Source organism: Pandoraea sp. ISTKB, from assembly GCF_001721285.1.
Classification (GTDB): Bacteria; Pseudomonadota; Gammaproteobacteria; order Burkholderiales; family Burkholderiaceae; genus Pandoraea; species Pandoraea capi.
Window position 1 is genome coordinate 91,522 of the sequence record NZ_MAOS01000094.1, and the last position, 20,041, is coordinate 111,562.

Here is a 20,041-nt window from a genome sequence, read left to right on the forward strand (position 1 = left end):
CGATTATGACCAGCGCTGCCGATGCCGTTGTGGGACGATTCAGGCATCCCGATTCTTTCCGGGCGGCCCCGCGTGCCGTCCGTCCGACCATGCGTTCATCCGATATCGCCCGCTTGCTGACGCTCTCCGCCATCTGGGGCGCGAGCTTTCTTTTCATGCGCATCATCGTGCCCGCGCTCGGGCCGCTACCCACCGCGTTTTTCCGCGTCACGCTGGGTGCCGTCGGTCTGGCCGTGATCTTGCTGGCACTGCGCGTTCGTTGGGAGTTCAAAGGATTGCTGGGGGCATCGATGCTGCTCGGCGTCATCAATTCCGGCATCCCATTCGTGATGTACTGCCTCGCCGCACGTGTGCTGCCCGCCGGATACTCCGCCATCCTGAACGCCACCACGCCGATGATGGGCGTGGTAATCGGCACGTTGTTTTTCCGCGAGCGTCTGACCGGGGCGAAGAGCTGGGGCGTGGTGCTCGGGCTGATCGGCGTGGCGGTGCTGACTCGCACGGGCCCGGTCACGATGTCGGGCCCGGTCCTGATGGGCGCGCTCGCCTGTCTGGTCGCCACGTCCTGCTATGGGCTCGCCGGCTATCTCACCAAACGCTGGATCACCGAAAAAGGTGGCCTCGACGCCAAACTCGTCGCGTTCGGCAGCCAACTGGGGGCCGCGGTGGTGCTGCTGCCGTTCTTCGGGTACGTGAGCGCAACGTCCGGTATGCCGGGGCCGACGACCGCCGGCGTCTGGGCGGCGATGGCCGCGCTCGGCTTCCTGTGCAGCGCCGTCGCCTATATGTTGTTCTTCCGTCTGATTGCCGATCTCGGGCCGCTGCGCTCGCTGACCGTCACGTTCCTGATCCCGCCGTTCGGCGTGCTGTGGGGCGCACTGTTTCTGGACGAAGCCGTCACGATGGCTCACTTCTTCGGCGGCTGCTTCATCGCCGTGGCTGTCTGGCTGGTCTGCAAGCCGCCCAAGACGGTCCCGTCCACGAGCCGAGCCGCGTCCTAAAACATGCGTAGCGCGGCTTGCACAGGCGCGCAGAACGTCGCCAGGCACCCACCCTCGGGACGATAGCGTCCCTGGTGAGGCATATCCTCCAAAGCCGATGACCTGTGTCATCGGCTTTTTTCATGATGTGGAATGTCTTTGCGGTGCGTAAAAATTTGCGCTGCTTGGCACAACTCGACAATTTCAGGAAGGAAAATAACGTTTCGTATTGAGAAATTGTTTGTTCAAGTATTTGATTTGTATGTATAAAAAATCTTCAATGAGACGCTAATTCGTTCTGTTGCGCTGCATGAGAAATCCCTAAACTCTTATACAAGACCTGCCGATCTGGACACGCCGAAAGCGGTCAACCGCAGTCGCGGCGATCACCGGGCAGCAACGGATTACCCCCTTTATATCTGTATCGAGAAACCAGGAGAGATCATCATGACGACGCGCCAAGAGCAAGTGAAGCAACTCGAACAAGACTGGGCGACCAACCCGCGCTGGAAGGGCATCAAGCGGGGTTATTCGGCCGAAGACGTGGTGCGTCTGCGCGGCTCGATCCAGCCGGAACAAACGCTGGCGCGTCGCGGCGCCGAGCGCCTGTGGAGCATGATCAACGACGAGCCGTTCGTGAACGCCCTCGGCGCGCTTACGGGCAATCAGGCCATGCAGCAGGTGAAGGCCGGCCTCAAGGCCATCTACCTGTCGGGCTGGCAAGTTGCCGGCGACGCCAACGTTGCCGGTGAAATGTACCCGGACCAGTCGCTGTACCCGGCGAACTCGGTGCCGCAGGTCGTGCGCCGCATCAACAACACCTTCACGCGCGCCGATCAGATCCAGTGGTCGGAAGGCAAGAATCCGGGCGACGAAGGCTATATCGATTACTTCGCCCCGATCGTGGCCGACGCAGAGGCCGGTTTCGGTGGCGTGCTCAATGCCTTCGAACTGATGAAGGCGATGATCGAAGCGGGCGCCGGCGGCGTGCACTTCGAAGATCAGCTCGCTTCGGTCAAGAAGTGCGGTCACATGGGCGGCAAGGTGCTCGTGCCGACGCGCGAAGCCGTGGCAAAGCTGGTGGCGGCGCGTCTGGCTGCCGACGTGCTGGGCGTGCCGACGGTGCTCATCGCCCGTACCGATGCCGAAGCGGCCGACCTGATTACCGCCGACGTGGATCCGCTCGATCAGCCGTTCTGCACCGGCGAGCGCACGGTCGAAGGCTTCTACCGCACGCGTAACGGTCTGGATCAGGCCATTGCTCGCGGTCTTGCCTACGCACCGTATGTCGACCTGGTGTGGTGCGAAACCGGCAAGCCGGATCTCGAGTTCGCCAAGCAGTTCGCGGAAGGCATCCACAAGCACTTCCCGGGCAAGATGCTTTCGTACAACTGCTCGCCGTCGTTCAACTGGAAGAAGAACCTCGACGACGCCACCATCGCCAAGTTCCAGAAGGAACTCGGTGCGATGGGCTACAAGTTCCAGTTCATCACGCTGGCCGGCTTCCACAGCCTGAACTACTCGATGTTCAACCTGGCTCACGGCTATGCCCGTCGTCAGATGAGCGCCTTCGTGGAGTTGCAGGAAGCCGAATTCGCCGCAGCCGACAAGGGCTTCACGGCAGTCAAGCACCAGCGCGAGGTGGGTACGGGCTACTTCGATGCCGTCACGCAAACGATCGAGCGCGACGCATCGACCACGGCCCTGAAGGGTTCGACGGAGGACGAACAGTTCTTCGACGAAAAGAAGGCGCAGGTCAAGGCAGCCTGACCGGGCTGAGGGAGGGCGCGGTGCGCCCGCAGGACGGCGATGCGCGTGGGGGCGCGTCGCTGGCCGGCGGAACGTATCGTGTCGAGACGATCGCGCGTCCGGCTTATCCGGCCGGGGCAGACCTGACGGCGTTCCCGTCGCGGTGAGGGCTGCAAGCACGCCTGAACGAGAGAAGGCTCGTGAGCTTATCCGGCTCACGGGCCTTTTTTCATTGCCGCTTCAGATCGATGACTCACGTTGTCGGGAAGGCATCGCGCCCGGTACGCCCGGCAGGCCGCGACCCGGGGCGTTCGGCATCACACGAGTGCCGCACTCCCGGACGTGCGTTGAATCGCTTGCGGCGGTTGCCCGAACGCGCGCAAGAATGCCTGACGCATGCGTTCCCGGTCGCCGAATCCTGTCTCGCGCGCAATGATTTCGATGGGGTGACGCGTAGTCTCCATCATCAGTCGCGCCGCTTCGACGCGCAGCCGCTCGACAGCCTTCGCGGGCGACTGGCCGGTCTCCTCGCGAAAGACGCGACTGAACTGGCGTGGACTCAGTCGAGCCACGTCCGCGAGCGTCTCGACCGACAGCGGAGCGCTCAGATTCTCCCTGGCGTACGTGAGCGCCATCTGCACCCGGTCGGACTTGGCATCGAGTTCGAGCAACGCCGAGAACTGCGACTGCCCGCCGCCGCGACGCTGGTACACGACCAGCTTGCGGGCAATCTGTCGCGTCGTCTCCAACCCGAGATCCTTCTCCGCAATGGCCAGTGCAAGGTCGATGCCCGCCGTCATGCCGGCAGACGTCCATAGCTGTCCATCCACCACGAAGATGCGATCTTCGTCGAGCAGAACGTCGGGGTAAAGATGGCGGAATTCCTGCGCATGAAACCAGTGCGTGGTCGCGCGTTTGCCGTCGAGCAACCCGGCAGCCGCCAGCACGAAAGACCCCGTGCAGATGGAGGCGATGCGTCGGCTTTCGTTCGGCGCGTTGCGCAGGTAAGCGAGCAGGCCGGGCGACGGCAGTTGGCCGTCGTTGCCGCCGGCGACGATCAGGGTGTCGTAAGTTGAGTCCCGAAGCCGGTCGGTGTTGACGGAGAAGCTCTGCGAGGTCATCACCGGGCCGCCGTCCTCGGACACCAGCCGGAACTGATAGATGCGCTCGCCTCGCAAGACGTTGGCGTACTCGAAGACGCTCGCCACGGAGAGACTCATCGCCTGGAATCCGGGGTAGACGACGAGGCCGACGGTATGCATGTTCATTGCTCCAACGAATGTCCTGATTTTTGGAATATACAGGATTCAAGTCGTATCAATGGATTTTTAGGTCATTTTCTATGACCTAAATCATTGCATCTATGTCATTAAGGATGTTTTGCGTCGGTACCAGAATGACTGTCATCCCGGCAGCCCGCCGGAGCCATTTTCCGAACGAGAAACGAATCATGACGACGACTGAACAATCCCCGAATCCAGTTTCCACCGCATCGTCAGTGCCGACCACGAAGGGCACGGCACTGATCACGGGTGCCTCCGCAGGGATCGGTGCGGTATACGCCGACCGTCTGGCGCGACGCGGCTACGATCTGATCCTCGTCGCCCGCAACGCCGCACGTCTGACGGCACTCGCCGAGCGGCTGATCGCGGCAACCGGGCGCTCGGTGAAGACGCTTGCCATCGACCTCAACGACAAAGCCGAACTCGCGACCCTCGAAAACGTGCTGCGCGACGACGCGAGCATCACGCTCCTCGTGAACAATGCCGGCGTGGGATCGGTGGCGTCGGTGCTCGATAGCGACGTCGACGAGATGACCGCGATGATCGACCTCAACATCACGGCACTCACGCGTTTGACCTACGCGGTCGCGCCCGTCTTTGCCGCGAAAGGCGCCGGCGCGATCGTCAACATCGCGTCCGTCGTCGGCATCGCGGTCGAGGCACTCAATGGTGTCTACAGTGCATCGAAGTCCTACGTGCTGAGTTTCGGTCATGCCCTCCAGCGCGATCTCTCGAACAAGGGCGTGCGTGTTCAGACCGTGCTGCCGGCGGCGACGGCGACCGAGTTCTGGGATGTCGCGGGATACGCGAAGCAAAAGGAAGCGGCGAGCACGATGAGCGCCGAGGATCTGGTCGATGCGGCGCTGGTGGGATTGGATCAGGGAGAAACGGTGACGATCCCGACGTTGCAGGACGGTGACGATTGGGCGCGATGGGAAGCCGACCGGCGCTTGCTCGCCCCCAAGTTTTCGAACGCGAAGCCGGCCCCGCGCTACCGTCTCGACGATGTGGCATCGAAATCGGTCTGACGGTCCGCAAGCCGGGCAAACAGAAGCAGGACGCCACCCGCGCTCACGCGGGTGGCCTGATGGCTCGGATACGTACGGTGCTCAGTGCCGGATCAACGGTAGACGAGTACCGGGATCTTGGAGTGCACGAGCACGCGTTGTGTCTCGCTGCCGAGCAGCAGGCTTGTGAGACCGCGCCGACCATGCGACGCCATCAGAATGACGTCGCAACCGTGACGTTCCGCGGCGTCGATGATGCCCAGATAGGGCGCTGGAAACGTGGAACTGTCGCGCTCGAACGGCACGCCTGCGGCGGCCGCCGCTTGCGCCAGACCGTCGAGATGCGCGCACGCTTCCTCGGCGATCCGCTCACTGAACGTTGCCGGGGCTTCGAGCACGTATTCGCTGAAGGGAGAGTAGGGATACTCGGCGAGACAACAATAGCCGGTGACTTTGGCGTTGAGAGCTCGTGCCAGTTCGAGCCCGCCAGTGACGGCTTTTTCGGATAGCTCCGAGCCGTCGGTAGGAATGAGGATATGGGTAAATAACATATGGCCTCCTGCGCATCGTCAGCGGAACCTTCGATTCGATTCTATGGCTTTGGCGCGTTGCAGCAACGGGGGCAAACCCGGTGGTCATGCATGATGTCGATAATTGAGACGCTTATTACGTAGTAAACGTTCCGTCGCACGGCGGCGTCGGATTGACGCACCGCCCGGCACGCACCGTGCGAAGTGCCATGCTCCGCGTTGGTGCAATTCTCATGACGCCATGCCGCCCGGCAGCGGTTCATCTTGCCAGTATGCCGAACTGCTGTAGTGATGCTTGAGATGGTCGATGAACAGGCGCACGCGTAAGGGCAGGTGACGGCGTTGCGGGAACACGGCGTGAATGCCGATAGGCGGCGCAGCAAATTCGTCGAGCACCGTGACGAGCCGACCGGCGCGGATATCGTCACCGACTTCCCACCACGAGCGCCAGGCGAGCCCGTAGCCCTCCAGACACCAGTCATGCAGCACGGCACCGTCGGTGCATTCCATCGTCCCGTTCACGCGGATGGTGACGACCTTGTCGTCTTGCGAGAAGGTCCAGCCGCGTTGCTGGTTGGCAGTGGCGCCGAACGCCAGACAGTTGTGACGGGCGAGCGCCTCCAGCGATTCGGGACGGCCGTGCAGCGCGAGATAGGCGGGCGCTGCCACGCACACGCGCCGGTTCTCGCCGAGGCGCAGCGACACGAGACTGGAATCGGCCAGTTCGCCCAACCGGATCGCGCAATCGAAGCCTTCGTTCACCAGATCCACCAGCCGGTCGGAGAGATCGAGCGTGACGGTGACGTCCGGGTGCGCGCCGATGAACACCGGCAGTAGCGGGGCGACGTGCCGTCGACCGAAGCCGGCCGGCGCCGAGAGGCGCAGATGGCCGCTCGCTTTCACGCCGCCCGCAGACACGGCGGCTTCGGCGTTGTGCATTTCGTTGAGAATGCGCTGGCAGTCTTCGAGAAAGGCGGAGCCCTCGAAGGTGAGCGTGACGCGTCGCGTCGTGCGCACGAGCAATTTCACGCCCAGGCGATATTCAAGTGCGTCGATACGCCGTCCGATCACGGCCGGGGCCACACCTTCGAGCGTCGCGGCGGCAGACAGACTTCCCTTGGCGGCCACGGCAACGAACGTTTCGATTTGTTTGAAGCGATCCATGGCATGGATTATGTACTAAAAAGTCATAGATAAAGTGATTTCCATGCATCTTTATGATGATTGGCTTCAATAATAAAATCGACGGTCAATGCTGACGGGCTGCGTGGCTCGCGGCATTGACGGAGATGCGTGCCTTACCAGCCCAACGAGGCGGAAGGCCCCGCGCAAAGCCCCTGATGTTCCCCCTTGCGGCGCACCTCTTACATAAATCGAGCTGTTGGAGATCCCTGATGCCCCTGAGCCTGCCCCCCGGCATGCAACTGCATGTCGACGCCACCGATATCCGTCCCGAGTACGAAGCCATTCTGACGCCCGAAGCGCTGGCCTTCGTCGCCAAGCTGCATCGCGCGTTCGAATCGCAACGTCAGACGCTGCTTGCCGCCCGCGAAGCGCGTGTCGCCCGGCTCGACGCCGGTGAAGTGCCCGACTTCCTGCCCGAGACGCAGGCGATTCGCGACGGCGATTGGCGCATCGCGCCGCTGCCGGCGGCGCTGCAATGCCGTCGCGTGGAAATCACCGGTCCGGTCGAGCGCAAGATGATCATCAACGCGCTGAACTCCGGCGCGGACAGCTACATGACCGACTTCGAGGACTCGAACACCCCGAACTGGCATAACCAGCTGCAAGGTCAGATCAACGTGCGCGACGCCGTGAGCGGCACCATCAGCCTCGAACAGAATGGCAAGCGCTATCAGCTGAACGACAAGGTGGCCACGCTGATCGTGCGTCCGCGCGGCTGGCATCTGGACGAAAAGCACGTGAGCGTGGACGGCGTGCGCGTGTCGGGCAGCCTGTTCGACTTTGGTCTGCATTTCTTCCATAACGCCAAGACGTCGCTCGCGCGTGGCTTCGGTCCTTACTACTATCTGCCGAAGCTGGAGAGCCATCTCGAAGCGCGCCTGTGGAACGATGTCTTCGTGCTCGCGCAAAACGAACTGGGCGTGGCGCAGGGCACCATCAAGGCGACGGTGCTCGTCGAGACCATCCTCGCGGCGTTCGAAATGGACGAGATCCTGTACGAACTGCGCGAGCATAGCTCGGGCCTGAACGCCGGTCGTTGGGACTACATCTTCTCGTGCATCAAGAAGTTCAAGGTCGATGCCGATTTCTGTCTGGCCGATCGCAGCCGCATCAACATGACGGTGCCGTTCATGCGTGCTTATGCGTTGCTGTTGCTCAAGACGTGCCATCGCCGCAATGCACCGGCTATCGGCGGCATGAGTGCGCTGATTCCGATCAAGGGCGATCCGGAAGCAAACGAGAAGGCGATGGCGGGTATTCGTAGCGACAAGGCGCGCGATGCGACGGACGGGTACGACGGTGGCTGGGTCGCGCACCCGGGCCTCGTGCCGGTCGCCATGGAGGAGTTCGTGAAGGTGCTGGGCGAGCGCCCGAACCAGATCGACAAGCAGCGCGACGACGTGACCGTCAAGGGCCGCGATCTGCTGGAGTTCAAGCCCGAAGCGCCGATTACCGAAGCCGGGCTGCGTAACAACATCAACGTCGGCATCCATTATCTGGGCGCTTGGCTTGCCGGCAACGGTTGCGTGCCCATCCACAACCTGATGGAAGACGCGGCCACCGCCGAGATCTCGCGCTCGCAAGTGTGGCAATGGATTCGCTCGCCCAAGGGCAAGCTCGACGACGGTCGCAAGGTCACTGCCGAACTGGTGCGCGAGCTGATTGCGCAGGAACTCGCCAACGTCAAGGAACTCGTGGGGCAGGTCGCGCCGACGTACGATCGCGCCGCCGTGATCTTCGAGCAGATGAGCACGAGCGAGGACTTCGTCGACTTCCTCACGCTGCCGCTGTACGAAGAGGTCTGATGCGGCAGACGTTGGCCCACTGACGGTACCTGAGGGCAGTTGCCGAATTCGTGCGGGATTGAACTGTATGCGTGAAAGTCGGCAGATAACGCAACACGATGGGACGATGGCGACATCGTCCCATTTTGTTTTCGCGCTGCTTTGTCTTGTTTGAGGCACCGCGCTACACTGAACTTTGATGTATTGGTCCTCGTCCTACTCGTCCGCGCTCGCATCGTCGGCGTGCGTCGACTGATTGTCCGTCGCGCCAGGCGTTGCGTTCCACCGAGTCACGCTTTGATCATCGTTCACGTGAGGATGCCGATGCCACCCGATATTCCCGAGGTTCCGGACACCGTTTCCAGCGCACAACCCAAGCGCGCATCGCAGCGCGCGCCGCGCGGTCCGGGCAAGGTCGTCGAGACCATTCCGACGTCGCCACGCGGTTTGTACCCGCCCATCGAACCGTTCGAAAGCGGCATGCTCGACGTCGGCAACGGGCACCAGATCTACTGGGAGCGGTGCGGTAATCCGAAAGGCAAACCTGCGGTGTTCCTGCACGGTGGCCCCGGTGGCGGATGTTCGCCGGAGCATCGCCGGTTGTTCGATCCCGCGAAATACTGCATCACGCTGTTCGACCAGCGGGGTTGCGGCCGCTCGTTGCCGCACGCGAGCCTGGACTACAACACGACGTGGGATCTGGTCGACGACATCGAAGCGCTGCGCACGAGATTCGGCTATGCACAATGGCTCGTTTTCGGTGGGTCATGGGGTAGTACGCTGGCGTTGGCGTACGCGCAGGCACACGTCGACCGAGTCAGCGAACTGGTGGTGCGAGGCATTTTCACGGTGCGACGCGAGGAGTTGCATTGGTACTACCAGAAGGGCGCGTCGTGGCTGTTCCCTGACCGTTGGGAGAAGTTTCTCGCGCCGATCCCGCTCGAAGAGCGCGGCGATCTGATGCGCGCCTATCAGAAGCGTCTCACGCATCCCGATGAGGCCGTGCGCATCGAAGCGGCACGTGCGTGGAGCATGTGGGAGGGCGGCACGATCACACTGTTGCCGGACGATCAGCTTGCGGAAGCCTTCGGCGATCCGCATTACGCGATTGCCTTCGCGCGCATCGAAAACCATTATTTCGTGCACGACGGCTTCCTCAAACCAAACCAGTTGATCGGCGGGGCGCATGTGCTGCGTGACGTCCCCGGAGTGATCGTGCAGGGGCGCTACGACATGGCGACGCCTGCGCGAACGGCGTGGGATCTTCACAAAGCGTGGCCTGAGGCAGATTTCTACTGGGCACCCGATGCCGGGCACGCCTTCAGCGAACCGAGCATTCTGCACTGGCTGATCGAGGCGACGGACCGGTTCGCGGCAAGCTAGGGGTAAGGAGGACGAGGGGCGGGATCGTCGGTTTCTGCAATCGTCGGCAGGAACGGGGTGAGAGGGTGGTGTGGTTATCTTCTCAGGACGACCACCGCCATGCTACCGCCCCTCGGCCCCTCGTCTGTTGCGTTGCAACCTGCCGAAGTGTCGGGCGCCTGCCCGACGCCTCACGACAAAAGTCGCGCGTTGATCGCCGCGCTGGAGGCGAAGATACGATCTCCCGGTGGCGCGGGTGCTGCTGACTTCGAGGCGTTTCTGGCGGATGTCGAAACCATTGACGACATGTCGGACGCGGGGCTGCGTTGGGCTCAGGGTAAGGATGCGCACGACCTGAGCGAGCTACGCAAGGCGCTCGCGTTCTGCCAACTCTCGGTCTACCCCGACGGGCGGCGGTACCTCGCCGACCGGGCCAATCACTATCCCATCGAAACGGGAGAGTGCAGCCTTCGGGTATTCAAGAGTCTTTCGCCAGAACTGCGGGCCGAGATGCTTTTTCAGTCCGAGGTCCCGTGGTGTCGATTCGAGGAGGCGGTCAGAGTCTTCAACGATGGCCTGATCGCGGTGATGATTCCGAGGACTTCGTGGTTCATACCCGTCCTGCTCGCTAGTTCTGATAACGCTGAGGGCCGCATCACGGCAACCGAGGTGCAGCGGTTCCTCAGCAGGCGCTCTACCTCTGGTGAGACGATCGGTGAGTCGATATTTCTGGGAAGAACTGGCCTGACGCGCGATGCAGGGTTGGATCTGGCCGCCTGGCATCTCAAAATTGCGGATTCCTATGAAAAAGCGAGACAGCCGTCATCCGCAGCCATGGAATATGTCTCTGCTTGCGAGATTGCTTTGAGTGTCGATGCGTTGCCATCTCTCTTGTTCGGGGTTGCCGGGGCGGTGCGCGCTTTGGAGGGTTGCCGCTCGGTGGGTGTCATCTATCAGCAAGGGCGTCGTCTGCTGGGGCTGCTGGATCTTCGCGGTCTCCGACTCATGTCTGCCCACGTGGCGCTGTGGCTCGTGAGCTGGCTGGATCACCTGGAGAGGTCGCCGTTGAACAAGGTGTTGCGCAAGAACGCACGTCGCTGTCTCGAACGTTTGGGATTGCCGGTGACTCCGGGGGGGAGTGTGGCAGAACTGGCGCCGGCGATTCGCCATGCCATTGCGCGGCGCCGTGAGGTGTTTGCTGCCGACAAGCTGCGTTTCGGGAGTTACAGGATCAGGTTCGTCGGCATGAGAGATCCGTACGCCGGGATTGATTTTTGCGAGGACGCGGAGCAATCCTGGATGTTGCTCGCTAGCTGTCATCCAGCGCCCGGGTGTGACGGAATCTTCGACGTTGTGGCGTCGGAGACAGCGGCTGGCGTGGCGAAGACCCGTGTGCATCCGCAGACGCAGATGCCGGTCGTCGAAGATGATCTCTTTCAGGGACTGTTGGTTCTCGACATGCTTCAGGCCGCTGGCGGCGACGTTCCTGAACTGAAATGGCGCCAATTTCTCGAGATAGCCTTCCGATTGCGCGAAGTGTCCGCTCGACATTCCCGGAGATCGTCGGCGCCCGTGTCACAGCCCGTCCTGGCGGACGAGCGGCCCGCCGACGCGGATGACGCAACTCAGTCGACCTGGGGATTGCGCCGGCGCCATGTTCGTTGATTCAGCGTGAGGCCTCTCATGTCGAGCGTAATAATGCGATTCGATGACGTCTCGAGTGGGCCGCAATCGGGCCGCAATCGCCCGCACAAACGAAAACCCCGGTATCGACGACGTGTGTCGATACCGGGGTTTTGTGTCGATCGATGCGAAACCGGTTCTCACCGGTCTCACCGACAAAAGCGTTGCTTAGTCGCCGCGACGCTTGTTGAAGCCGCCGCCGTTGCCACGATTGCCATAGCCGCGATCCTGACGTTGGCCGTCGAAGCTGCGGTTGCCGCGGTCCTGACGATAGCCGCCGCCTTCGAACGAGCGGGTGCCACGGTCCTGACGGCTGTCGTCGAACGGACGCGGCGAACGACGCTCGAAGCGGTCCGTGGACGCGCCGTTCGAGAAGCCATTGCCACCACCGTTACCACCATTGCCGCTGCCAGCCTGCTGGTAGCCACCCTGATAGCCGCTGCTTTCGCGACGCTCGAACGGTGCGCCGGCCGGCTTGTTGCCGCCGAAGCGCTGGCCGCCCTGATAGCCGCCGCTGCCACCGTTACCACCACCGTAACCGCTGTTGCCACCGCTGCTGCCGTGACGCGGGCCGCTGTTGCTCCAACGACCGCCGCCGTTACCCTGACCATGACGCGGACCGCCACGGCCCGGACCCGGGCGCTTGCCGCCGGCGCCAGCCTTCGGCGGCGAGCGGCGCGGCTCGAAGCCGGCCACGACGTTCACCGGCAGCGGTTGACGCGTGTAACGTTCGATACGGCGCACAGCACCGATTTCGGCGTGCGCGGCAAGGCTCACGGCCACGCCACGACGGCCGGCACGGCCCGTACGGCCGATACGGTGGACGTAGTCTTCCGCGAACTTCGGCAGGTCGTAGTTGAACACGTGCGTGATGCCCGGCACGTCGATGCCGCGTGCGGCGACGTCGGTAGCCACCAGCACGCGCACACGACGCTCGCGCAGTGCGCGCAGCGTGCGGTTACGCACGCCTTGCGGCATGTCGCCATGCAGTGCAGCGCTGTCGAAACCGGCTTGTTCGAGTTGATCGGCCAGCAGATCGGCGTCGCGCTTGGTCGACGTGAACACGATGGCCTGGTCGAGCGAATCGTTACCGAGCAGGTGCGTGAGCAGGCGATCCTTGTGGGCGCGATCGTCCACATAGTGCAGCGTTTGCTCGATGTTCGCGTTGGTGCGTTGCTCGCTGCCACGCGTGATCTCGATCGTTTCCGGATCGCGCAGCAGACGGCGGGTGATTTCACCCATGCGGCCGTCGATGGTGGCCGAGAACAGCAGCGTCTGGCGCGTTTCCGGCGTAGCGTCGACGATGGCCTGAATGTCATCGATGAAGCCCATGTCGAGCATGCGGTCGGCTTCGTCGAGCACGAGCATCATCAGTTGCGACAGATCGATCTTGCCGCTGGAGATGTGGTCAAGCAGACGGCCCGGCGTCGCCACGATGATTTCGGGCTGCTTGGCCAGCATTTCGAGCTGACGCGGGTAGGGCATGCCGCCCAGAATGCTGACCGTGCGCAGACGGCGCAGTTGCTTGCCGTACGTATCGGCAGCGGTCGAGACCTGTTGGGCGAGTTCACGCGTGGGCGTAAGCACGAGCAGCAGCGGCTGAGCGGCAACGCGACGCACGCGCTGGCCCTTGCGGGGCTTCTCGCCGGGGGCGGCCGGCTGGTTGCGCGGATGCGCTGCCGGGGCACGGTTGTTCAGCTCGCCGGCCGCTTGCATTTCGGCGAAGCGGTGAATGGCCGGCAGCATGAAGGCGGCCGTCTTGCCCGAACCCGTCGGGCTCGACACCAGCAGGTCGCGGCCAGCCAGCGCAGCCGGAATGGCGCGCTGTTGCACGGGCGTCGGGTGGGTGTAACCGGCGGTGGTCAGTGCCGAGAGAATGGCTTCGTTCAGGCCGAGTTCGGCGAACGTGGGCTTGCCGTCGTCGTCGCTGGCGACCTCAATGGCAGGCTTTTCGTTTTCTTCGGACGACGGGAAATACGTCTGCGCGATGGCAGACAGCTTGGAATGCTGTTCCATGAATCCTCTTGCGGATTGTAAGGTTATGTCGGGGCGTTGGCGCCAATCGGCAAACCCAATTCGTCGCAAGCAGGAAGCAAATCGCGGATGGGGCAGAAAGCGGATCGAAATCCGTATCGTAAGCCAGGGGACGGTGGCGGGTCGTTCTTAAGAACGCCAGTACCGGCAAGAACTACAGCGGCTTATCACAGGATTGGGGCAAAACGCAGTTATCGTCGCCAGGCGGGGAATCACATAAGGCCCTGCGAGGCGAAGCGCGCATTATATACCTGTTTTGAAAGTAATGCACGTTCGGATTTGCACGGAGTGGTGAAGCCCCGGTGGTGGGGTGCTCCGGCACCTCTGATCCCTCGCCAGTCCGAATGCCAACCGACCCTCCACCGACGCTCAACCGATCCTCAGCCGTCAACCGCTGCCTGGACCGATTCGCTCGCCATGCCGGTGGCTTAGGGCCGGAGATGTCGAGGATCGGCGCGATCTCGCTAGATTGCGCGGCGTGCGCCCGATTACAATAGCGTCATGTCTTCGATTACGCTTCTCGCCCTCGATACCTCGACCGAGTTTTGTTCGGTCGCCGTGTATCGTCACGATGCCGCCACCGGCGCACCGGCCCTCGTGGTCGAGCGCCATCTCGATACCGGCCCCGTCTCCAGTACCCACATTCTTCCCGCTGCCCGCGACGTGCTGCGCGAAGCCGGCGTGACGCTGGCCGAGTGCGATGCCATTGCCTTCGGCGCGGGCCCCGGTTCGTTCACCGGATTACGTACGGCCTGTGGCGTCGCGCAGGGACTGGCCTTCGGCGCCGGATTGCCGGTGGTGCCTGTCGGTACGTTGCTCGCCTGTGCCGAGGCCGCGCGTGCCCTGCGCGTGGGTACGCAGCGGGTGCTCGTGGCGCTCGACGCACGAATGAACGAGGCCTATTGGGCCGATTACGTATGGGACGACGCGTCCGGCGACTGGCGCGAGATGCAGGCGCCGTCACTCGATGCGGCCGAGCAAGTCCGCGCGCCGGACACCGATTTCGTCGTCGCGGGTAACGCCGTGACGGCATTCGGCGAGCGTCTGCAAGCCAGCGTTCAGGCGCAGGCCGTGCTCGCCGACGCCATGCCGCGTGCCCGTTACGTCGCCGAACTGGCGGCGCGGGCGTTCGTGCGTGGTGAGGCGATTCCCGCCGATCAGGCCATGCCCGTCTACATCCGCAACAAGGTGGCGCAGACGACCGCCGAGCGTGAAGCGATCAAGCAGGCGGCAAGTCAGGTCGACAGCAAGGGGGCCTCCTGATGCGTCAGGCCGGGCCCAACCATTATTCGCCGATGACGCTGGCCGATCTCGACGAGGTCATCGCCATCGAAGTGCGCGCCTATCCGTTTCCCTGGACGCGTCAGAACTTCGCGGATTCGCTCGAAGCCGGGCACCACGGCGTGTGTCTGCGAGCTGTCGACGGCACGCTGCTGGGTTACTTCCTGCTGATGCCGGTCGTCGACGAATCGCATTTGCTCAACGTGTGCGTGACGCCCGAGATGCAGGGTAACGGCCTGGGCGTGCAGTTGCTGCAAGAAGTCGTGCGAGTCTCGCGCGAGCTGGGAATGGGCGGCGTGCTGTTGGAAGTGCGTCCGTCGAACATGCGTGCGTTGCGCATTTATGAGCGTTTCGGTTTCGAGCAGATCGGCCGACGCAAGGGATACTATCCGGCGAGCGGGCGTCGTGAAGACGCTATCGTGATGCGCCTGTCGTGGGAGACCGATCGTGCCGTGGCCTAAAGCGATTCTGGAAGAGTTCGGGCTGTGGCCGGTGTGGATGTCGAACGACGCCGTGGCGAACGCAGCGGCGTCCGCCGTCACGGCAGACGAAGGGGATGTCGCGACGCTTGAGGCGTCTCCCGTGCAAGTCGCCGAGGTTTCGCTGACAGCGGTGCCGGGCGAGGAGCCGCCTCCGTGGGACGTGCCGACTGCGGTGCCGTCGGCCGGCGCCGCACGGCCCGCGACGCGTGCCCCCGCGCTCGACGACGCCCCCGCCGCACCCGTACGACGCGAAGCTGCGCCTGCTCCCGTCGCGCGCGAAACGAACCGCCGCGCCGCCGACATGCCGCCCGACGACGTGCCGATGTGGCTCGACAGCGATGGTTTCGGCGATGGCGATGCCGCTGCCGATGCCGCGCTGTGGTCGATCGTGCGCGATGGCGGTGAGGACACGCCGTCGCGACCGAAGTTGCCTGGCGTAGAAACGCTGGATTGGGATGCGCTGACGGAGCGGGTATCGAATTGCCGCCTCTGCGGGCTGTGCGAAAAGCGTACGCAGACGGTGTTCGGCGTGGGCGATCGCGAGGCCGACTGGCTGCTCGTGGGCGAAGCGCCGGGGCAGCAGGAAGACTTGCAGGGCGAGCCGTTCGTCGGTCAGGCGGGCAAGTTGCTCGACAACATGCTGCGCGCGTCCGCGCTGCAACGCGGCGAGAACGTCTATATCGCGAACGTGCTGAAATGCCGTCCGCCCAACAATCGTGATCCCGAGCCGGATGAGGTCGCGAGCTGCGAGCCGTATCTGAAGCGTCAGGTGGCGTTGCTCAAGCCGCGCGTGATCGTGGTGATGGGGCGCTTCGCCGCGCAGAGTATCTTGCGCACGCAGGCGAGTATCGCCAGCCTGCGTGGACGAGTACACGAATACGAAGGGGTGCCGGTGATCGTGACGTACCATCCGGCCTATCTGTTGCGCAGTCTGCCCGACAAGGCCAAAGCCTGGACGGATTGGTGCCTGGCGCGGGCTACCTACGAGGCGGTGTGCGAAACGACTCCGGACGACAAACCTACGGCGAACTGATCGAAACGCTGCGCGAGGCGCCTGTGCGCGACCTCGCGTGGTTATTGTTGTCCGCCGATCTGCTCAGCGCCGCGCGGTTCCCGGCGGCGCTGGCGCATTTTCAGGATGCTGAGGCTGCATCGGTGCGTGCATCCGCAGATGTCGATGCGCATCGCGTGATGACTGCCGCGCAATCCGATGCCGCCGGCGAGCGTGCCTCTCTCGTCGATACGTCGACGACATCCACAACCTTCACAGCCTTCACGACCTCGCCGTCTCAAGCGTTGCGAGACTGGCTCTTGGCCTGCGACGCTGATCCCGAACCGCTGCGCGAAATGCTCGCGCGAGGCGAAAGTCATCGCCTCGGGCGTTACGCGGAGCAACTGCTGCACTTCGCGCTCCTTCACAGTCCGGATTTCGACTTGCTGGCGGCAGGCCTGCAAGTGCGCGATGCCCGGCGCGGCAACATGACGTTGGGCGAGTGCGATTTCCTGCTTTCGCGACAGGCCGACCGCCGGTTGCTGCATTGGGAACTTGCGGTGAAGTTGTACCTGTATGTGCCACCCGAGACATCGTCGCCGCCGCTCGATGAGCGCGCTGTCCAGTTTCGTTGGCTGGGGCCGAATCTCGCGGATAGCTTTGCCGACAAGGTGGCGCGACTGCTGGGGCACCAACTGCGGTTGACCACGTTCGACGCCGTACGCAGTGCGCTGCCCGCACCCGGTCCGTGGTTGCCGCAGGTGTATCTCAAGGGCTGGCTCTTTCATCCGCTGGGCCATGACGGACGGTTGCCGTGGGTGGCGTCGGACGGGCACGGCAGAGGGTGGTGGGCGACGCTCGACGAGTGGTGGTCGCACGCGGAATCGACGCAGTCGGTGCAGCAGGCGCAACGTTGGGCGATGCTCCCGCGTGCCCGCTGGCTCGCCCCGGCGCGCGTCGAGGCATCGGCGGCGCTATCGCTGGACGCAATGCGTGCGCGGATCGAAGCGCACTGGCATGAACGTGGCGTGGCCGAGCCGTTGCTGATCGTCTCGTTGCGGCGACGGGCTGAGGGCGGGAGTGAGGCGGCGGATCGTGGCAATGCGCCTGCTGGTGATACGCCCGACTGGTTCGAGCACGCGCGCGGTTTCATCGTGCCGGATTTCTGGGCGCCGCGCGCCCGTCATCGTATCGACGAGTTGAGCGAACGTGCCGAAGCGGCCGCCCGCAAGGTCATCGCACAGTCCGCCGATGATGGCGCGCCGTCGATCTGATCCTTTCGATCTGCCCCTTTCGATCTGAGTGGCGTCGATGCCGACGGGCGTGGATGACGTCAATCGGAAACGATGCCGGTGGCCGTTGTTCATCGCCCGGAGTGCGATGATCGTTAAGCGGTGACGTGGGCGATGAGGCGGGCGACGACAGCCCGCCGATGAGCGAGGCTCAGCCCTTCGGCCAGATCGCGTGGAAGTGGTGCACCGGCCCGATGCCTTTGCCGATGCTGAGGTCGTCGCTCGCTGCGAGGGCGCCGTTGAGGTAGGCCTTGGCGTCGCGCACGGTGTCCGACCAGCCGTCGCGGCGCGGACGCAGTGCCGCAAGCGCCGCTGACAGCGTGCAGCCTGTGCCGTGGGTGTTGTGGGCGGCGATGCGCGGCGCGGTGAAGCGCTCGACGCCAGCCTCGCTCACGAGCCAGTCCGGACTCAGATCTCCGGCCAGATGCCCGCCTTTGACCAGCACGTTACGGGCGCCGAGCGCACGCAGGGCTTGCGCCTGACGCTCCATCTCGCGTTCATCCGTCGCCGCGTCCACACCCAACAGCGCTGCCGCCTCGGGCAGATTCGGCGTAATCAGGTCGGCCAGCGGCAGGAGTTCGTCGCGCAGGGCGGCTACGGCATCCGGCTGCAACAATGCATGACCGCTCTTCGAAATCATGACGGTGTCGAGCACCACGAAACGCGGCTTGTACTGACGCAAACCGGCGGCGACCGCGCGCACGACATCGGCGTTGGCCAGCATGCCGAGCTTCACGGCGTCTACGTCGAGATCCTGGAAGACCGCATCCATCTGCGCAGTGACGAAGCTCGCCGGCGGCGTGTGAATGCCGGTCACCCCTTGCGTATTCTGTGCGGTGAGCGCCGTGATCACGCTGGCGCCGTAAGCGCCGAGCGCGGAAAACGTCTTGAGGTCGGCCTGAATGCCTGCGCCACCGCCGGAATCGGACCCGGCGATGGTGAGAGCAATGGGGACGGACGACTGACGCGTCGCTTGACGCGAGGAAGGCGATTGCGAATTCATATCAATGCTTGACTTCGCCGATGAGCGCGACGGAATCGAACTCGCGCTGATTGGCCTGGTGACGCTTCATGACGAGGTACATCGTGCCCGACACGAACACACCGAACAGAACGATAACGACCCCGACCGGCACGTTGAACCAGATCAGCAGGGCATACAGGCACAGCATGATCAGCACCGACAGATTCTCGTTGAAGTTCTGGACGGCAATCGAATGCCCGGCAGAGAGCAGCACGTGACCGCGGTGCTGGAGCAGGGCGTTCATCGGTACGACGAAGAAGCCCGCGAGTGCGCCGACGATGATGAGGAAGATGTACGAGACGATCAGGTACAGCGGCACCTTCCATTCGGTGCCCCACGGCAGCAGGTCCTTCGAGAAGAACGCCATGGCCATCACGGCGATCCCCATCGCGATGCCGACCGGCAGCACGGACAGCGATCGTTTGAGCGGAATGCGCGAGGCGGCCACGATGGCGCCGATGGCGACACCCACGGCCGACACGGCTTGCAGAATCGCGCCTTCCGAGAGCGTCATGCCGAGCGCTTTTTCCGCCCAGCGCAGCACGATGAATTGCAGCGTCGCACCTGCGCCCCAGAACAGCGTGGTGACCGCAAGCGAGATCTGGCCCAGCTTGTCGCGCCACAGGGTGACGAAGCAATCGGCGAAATCGGAAACGAGCTTGATCGGATTGCGCTCCTGACGCGCATAACGTGCGCCAGTATCAGGAATACGCAGATTGAACAGGGCGGCGATGACGTAGATCCCCATGATGACGACCATCGAGGCCATCGCGGGCGAATTGATCACCTCGGGCGTGTGGTGCAGTACCCAGGCCGATATGTGCGGACTGATGAGCGCGCCGCCGAGCACGGTGCCGAGAATGATCGAACTGACGGTGAGTCCTTCGATCCATCCGTTCGCGGCGACCAGTCTCTCGGCTGGCAGAAGTTCCGTGAGAATGCCGTACTTCGCGGGTGAGTACGCGGCCGCGCCGAACCCCACAACACCATACGCAATCAGCGGGTGTGAGCCGAACAGCATCATCAGACAGCCCGCGACCTTGATCGAGTTGCTGATGAACATCACCTTGCCCTTGGGCATCGAGTCGGCGAACGCACCGACGTAGGCGGCGAGAATGACGTACGAGAGAACGAAGAAGAGTTTGAGCAGCGGCGTCATCCACTGCGGAGAATGCAGATCCTTCAGGAGGGCAATTGCAGCAATCAGCAATGCATTGTCGGCCAGCGACGAAAAAAACTGCGCGGCCATGATGGTGTAAAAGCCTTTCTTCATCGGTACTTGAGTCGATCCCGTGCGGCGTAAAACTTGCGTGTCTCGGTTGTCGGAATCCGCGGCATCCCCCAGGGATACCCATACGGGAAGAAACCGGGCTT

Annotated in this window: 17 protein-coding genes; 11 read left to right on the forward strand and 6 right to left on the reverse strand. The window is 63.3% G+C overall.

Features of this window, described 5'->3' with window-relative positions:
• The first annotated feature begins 89 nt into the window (after positions 1-89).
• The 3 genes from A9762_RS26485 to A9762_RS29305 all read left to right on the forward strand — a co-directional run bounded on the left by A9762_RS26485 (position 90) and on the right by A9762_RS29305 (position 2,896).
• A complete protein-coding gene (locus tag A9762_RS26485) occupies positions 90-1,001 on the forward strand; it encodes a DMT family transporter (RefSeq protein ID WP_069345027.1) in 912 nt (303 codons plus the stop codon).
• Positions 1,002-1,427: 426 nt separating this feature from the next.
• Positions 1,428-2,750, forward strand: a complete 1,323-nt coding sequence (gene aceA / locus A9762_RS26490; RefSeq protein WP_069344947.1) for an isocitrate lyase — start codon at positions 1,428-1,430, stop codon at positions 2,748-2,750.
• Between the two features lie 20 nt (positions 2,751-2,770).
• Complete coding sequence (locus A9762_RS29305) at positions 2,771-2,896, forward strand: hypothetical protein (protein WP_256388794.1); 126 nt, start codon at positions 2,771-2,773, stop codon at positions 2,894-2,896.
• Between the two features lie 150 nt (positions 2,897-3,046).
• On the opposite strand, the gene A9762_RS26495 is transcribed toward A9762_RS29305, so the two are convergent.
• Complete coding sequence (locus A9762_RS26495; RefSeq protein ID WP_069345028.1) at positions 3,047-3,991, reverse strand: GlxA family transcriptional regulator; 945 nt, start codon at positions 3,989-3,991, stop codon at positions 3,047-3,049.
• A gap of 188 nt (positions 3,992-4,179) precedes the next feature.
• On the opposite strand from A9762_RS26495, the gene A9762_RS26500 reads away from it, so the two are divergent.
• Positions 4,180-5,040 carry an SDR family oxidoreductase gene (locus A9762_RS26500; RefSeq protein WP_069344948.1) on the forward strand — a complete coding sequence of 287 codons (861 nt, stop codon included), beginning with the start codon at positions 4,180-4,182 and terminating at the stop codon, positions 5,038-5,040.
• Between the two features lie 92 nt (positions 5,041-5,132).
• Here the strand turns inward: A9762_RS26500 and A9762_RS26505 are convergent, their stop codons facing one another.
• Both A9762_RS26505 and A9762_RS26510 read right to left on the reverse strand, forming a co-directional pair.
• Positions 5,133-5,570: a universal stress protein gene (locus A9762_RS26505; RefSeq protein ID WP_069344949.1), complete on the reverse strand. Its 438-nt coding sequence runs from the start codon at positions 5,568-5,570 to the stop codon at positions 5,133-5,135.
• Between the two features lie 210 nt (positions 5,571-5,780).
• Positions 5,781-6,713: a LysR family transcriptional regulator gene (locus A9762_RS26510; protein ID WP_069344950.1), complete on the reverse strand. Its 933-nt coding sequence runs from the start codon at positions 6,711-6,713 to the stop codon at positions 5,781-5,783.
• 230 nt (positions 6,714-6,943) lie between these two features.
• Here A9762_RS26510 and aceB point away from each other — a divergent pair, with 230 nt between their 5' ends.
• From aceB to A9762_RS26525, 3 genes are all read left to right on the forward strand, one after another.
• The gene (aceB, locus tag A9762_RS26515) at positions 6,944-8,539 is read left to right on the forward strand and encodes a malate synthase A (protein ID WP_069344951.1); all 1,596 of its coding nucleotides are present in this window, start codon (positions 6,944-6,946) and stop codon (positions 8,537-8,539) included.
• Positions 8,540-8,965: 426 nt separating this feature from the next.
• Positions 8,966-9,901, forward strand: coding sequence for a prolyl aminopeptidase (gene pip / locus A9762_RS26520; protein WP_069345029.1), 936 nt, complete (start codon positions 8,966-8,968; stop codon positions 9,899-9,901).
• 99 nt (positions 9,902-10,000) lie between these two features.
• Positions 10,001-11,545: a hypothetical protein gene (locus A9762_RS26525; protein ID WP_069344952.1), complete on the forward strand. Its 1,545-nt coding sequence runs from the start codon at positions 10,001-10,003 to the stop codon at positions 11,543-11,545.
• Positions 11,546-11,731: 186 nt separating this feature from the next.
• On the opposite strand, the gene A9762_RS26530 is transcribed toward A9762_RS26525, so the two are convergent.
• Positions 11,732-13,579: a DEAD/DEAH box helicase gene (locus A9762_RS26530; RefSeq protein ID WP_069344953.1), complete on the reverse strand. Its 1,848-nt coding sequence runs from the start codon at positions 13,577-13,579 to the stop codon at positions 11,732-11,734.
• Positions 13,580-14,098: 519 nt separating this feature from the next.
• On the opposite strand from A9762_RS26530, the gene tsaB reads away from it, so the two are divergent.
• Genes tsaB through A9762_RS26550 form a run of 4 tightly spaced genes read left to right on the forward strand, consistent with a single transcriptional unit; the run spans position 14,099 to position 17,625 of the window.
• Positions 14,099-14,860 carry a tRNA (adenosine(37)-N6)-threonylcarbamoyltransferase complex dimerization subunit type 1 TsaB gene (gene tsaB, locus A9762_RS26535; protein WP_069344954.1) on the forward strand — a complete coding sequence of 254 codons (762 nt, stop codon included), beginning with the start codon at positions 14,099-14,101 and terminating at the stop codon, positions 14,858-14,860.
• The gene (rimI, locus tag A9762_RS26540; RefSeq protein WP_069344955.1) at positions 14,860-15,339 is read left to right on the forward strand and encodes a ribosomal protein S18-alanine N-acetyltransferase; all 480 of its coding nucleotides are present in this window, start codon (positions 14,860-14,862) and stop codon (positions 15,337-15,339) included. The genes tsaB and rimI overlap by 1 nt, the downstream gene beginning before the upstream one ends.
• Complete coding sequence (locus A9762_RS26545; protein ID WP_083254320.1) at positions 15,326-16,393, forward strand: uracil-DNA glycosylase family protein; 1,068 nt, start codon at positions 15,326-15,328, stop codon at positions 16,391-16,393. The genes rimI and A9762_RS26545 overlap by 14 nt, the downstream gene beginning before the upstream one ends.
• Entirely contained in the window at positions 16,354-17,625 is a 1,272-nt protein-coding gene (locus A9762_RS26550; protein WP_069344956.1) for a DUF1853 family protein, read from the forward strand. The genes A9762_RS26545 and A9762_RS26550 overlap by 40 nt, the downstream gene beginning before the upstream one ends.
• 169 nt (positions 17,626-17,794) lie before the next feature.
• On the opposite strand, the gene thiD is transcribed toward A9762_RS26550, so the two are convergent.
• Entirely contained in the window at positions 17,795-18,646 is an 852-nt protein-coding gene (thiD, locus tag A9762_RS26555; protein WP_069344957.1) for a bifunctional hydroxymethylpyrimidine kinase/phosphomethylpyrimidine kinase, read from the reverse strand.
• A gap of 1 nt (position 18,647) precedes the next feature.
• Positions 18,648-19,940, reverse strand: coding sequence for a lysophospholipid transporter LplT (gene lplT / locus A9762_RS26560; RefSeq protein ID WP_069344958.1), 1,293 nt, complete (start codon positions 19,938-19,940; stop codon positions 18,648-18,650).
• Positions 19,941-20,041 lie beyond the last annotated feature (101 nt).